The organism is Streptomyces sp. WG5 (assembly GCF_049974565.1).
Lineage (GTDB): Bacteria > Actinomycetota > Actinomycetes > Streptomycetales > Streptomycetaceae > Streptomyces.
This window is the reverse complement of sequence record NZ_JBNGGC010000102.1, coordinates 1-2,732: the sequence shown is the minus strand read 5'-3', so window position 1 is coordinate 2,732 and position 2,732 is coordinate 1. Positions and strand designations below refer to the sequence as shown.

The 2,732-nt window shown below is 73.9% G+C and carries 1 protein-coding gene; it reads left to right on the top strand.

The genetic code is table 11. The annotated features are described in order from the left end of the window. Positions 1-2,732 (top strand): beta-ketoacyl synthase N-terminal-like domain-containing protein (locus tag ACP4IX_RS36010; RefSeq protein WP_426558836.1); only part of this gene is annotated, 2,732 nt, incomplete at both ends.

Genomic DNA, 2,732 nt, shown 5'->3' with positions numbered 1-2,732 from the left:
CGTCCCAAGGTCGACGCGGCCCTCCACCTGCACGACCTCACCCGGCACCTCGACCTCGCCGACTTCGTCCTCTTCTCGGGGATCGCCGCGGCCCTCGGCGCGCCCGGGCAGGCAAACTATGCCGCCGCCAACGCGTTCCTGGAAGGCCTCGCGGAGCGGCGCCGAGCCCAGGGTCTGGCGGCCACCGCCCTCGCGTGGGGCTTGTGGGCCCCGCAAGTGGGCGGCATGGCGACGCACCTGGACGAGAGCGATCTCCAGCGCATGGCCAGAGACGGCGTGGGCGCTCTCTCGAGCCAGGAGGGCCTTGCCCTCTTCGACACCGCGCTGTCCGTCGGCGCCTCGGTGCTGCTGCCCATGAAGCTCGACGTCGCGGTCCTGCGCGCTCAGGCCGGCGCGCCGGCACCACTGCTGCGCGGCCTCGTGGGGGCCCCGGCCCGCCGGGCTGCCGCCGGCACCGGCACCGGTGGGGAGGAGGGCCTGCGGCAGCGGCTGGCCGCGCTCGCCCCGGGCGAACGCGACCGCGTCCTGCTCGACCTCGTCCGCAAGCAGGCCGCCGTCGCCCTCGGCCACCTCGGCCCTGCCTCCGTCGAGCCCGGACGCTCCTTCAAGGAACTGGGCTTCGACTCCCTGACCGCCGTCGAACTGCGCAACCTGCTCGCCGCCGCCACCGGCCGGCGCCTGTCCGCCACGCTCGTCTTCGACTACCCGACGGCCACCGCGCTCGCCGGACATCTGCGCGACGAACTCATCGGCGACCTCACCGACGGGACCGCCGGCCCGGCCGGGACCGCCCTCGCACCGACCGGAGCACGAACGGCCGTCGCGGACGACGACGACCCCATCGCGATCGTCGCCATGAGCTGCCGCTACCCGGGTGGCGTCCGCGGCCCCGAGGACTTGTGGCGGCTCGTCGAGAGCGGCGGCGACGCGATCTCCGGCCTGCCCGCCGACCGTGGCTGGGACACCGACGAACTCCTCGCCCACGGCGACACGCGGAGCTTCCAGGGCGGCTTCCTCTACGACGCCGACACCTTCGACGCCGACTTCTTCGGGATCTCCCCGCGCGAGGCGCTGGCCATGGATCCGCAGCAGAGGCTCCTCCTGGAAACCGCCTGGGAGACGATCGAACGCGCGGGCATCGACCCCGCCACCCTGCGCGGCTCCCGCGCGGGCGTCTTCGTCGGCGCCGCCTACACCGGGTACGACGCACAACTGGAGCAGTCGGGCACCGACGGGGTCCTCGGCCACGTGATGACGGGCAACGCGGGCAGCGTGATGTCCGGCCGGGTCTCGTACGCGCTGGGGCTGGAGGGCCCGGCCGTCACCGTCGACACGGCCTGCTCCTCCTCGCTCGTGGCACTGCACTGGGCAGCGCAGGCGCTGCGGCAGGGCGAGTGCTCCCTCGCGCTGGCCGGCGGCGTCACGGTCATGTCCACCCCCTCCACCTTCAGCGAGTTCAGCCTTCAGGGCGGCCTCTCGCCCGACGGCCGCTGCAAGGCGTTCGCCGCCGCCGCCGACGGGACGGGGTGGAGCGAGGGCGTGGGCATGCTGCTGGTGGAGCGGCTGTCCGACGCGCGCCGCAACGGGCACCCGGTCCTCGCTCTGGTGCGGGGTTCGGCGGTGAACCAGGACGGTGCGAGCAACGGCTTGACGGCGCCGAACGGTCTGTCGCAGCAGCGGGTGATCCGGCAGGCCCTGGCGAGCGCCGGCCTGTCCGCCACCGATGTGGACGCGGTGGAGGCGCACGGCACCGGCACCCGTCTGGGCGACCCGATCGAGGCCCAGGCCCTGCTGGCCACGTATGGTCAGGACCGTTCGCCCGAGCGGCCGTTGCTGCTGGGCGCGATCAAGTCGAACCTCGGGCACACGCAGGCCGCCGCCGGTGTCGCGGGCGTCATCAAGATGGTCATGGCGATGCGGCACGGGGTGCTGCCGCGGACGCTGCACGTGGACGAGCCGACCTCGCACGTCGACTGGTCGGCCGGGGACATCGCCCTGCTCACCGAGCAGCGGGAGTGGCCGGAGGCCGGACGCCCGCGTCGGGCCGGCATCTCGTCCTTCGGCATCAGCGGCACCAACGCCCACACGATCATCGAGCAGCCCCCGGCCGACGTCGTGGAGGCCGTCGAGCCTCCCTCGCGGGCGCCCGGCGTCCTCCCGTACGTCCTGTCGGCCAGGACCACCGAGGCCCTGCGCGACCAGGCCCGGCGGCTGCTGCCTGTGGTCGAGTCCGGCGTTTCCGAGCGCCCCGCCGACCTGGCCCACTCGCTGGCGACCACCCGGGCGGCCCTCGACGACCGGGCCGTGATCGTCTCCGGCGACACCGAGGGACTGAAGGCCGCCGTCCTGGCACTGGCCGAGGGGCGGCAGACCCCCGGTCTGGTCAGGGCGAGGGCCAACACCGGCTCGCTCGCCTTCCTGTTCACGGGCCAGGGCAGCCAGCGCCTGGGAATGGGCCGGGAGCTGTACGGCGCCTACCCCGCGTTCGCGGAGGCGCTGGACGCGGCCGGTGAGCGGCTGGGCCTGGGGGCGTTGTTCGGGGATGACGCGGAGGCGTTGGACCGTACGGAGTCCGCGCAGCCTGCGCTGTTCGCGGTGGAGGTGGCGCTGTTCCGGCTGCTGGAGTCGTGGGGTGTGAGGCCGGACTTCGTGTCCGGGCATTCGGTGGGTGAGATCGCTGCTGCGCATGTGGCGGGGGTGCTGTCGTTGGATGATGCGTGTGTGCTGGTGGC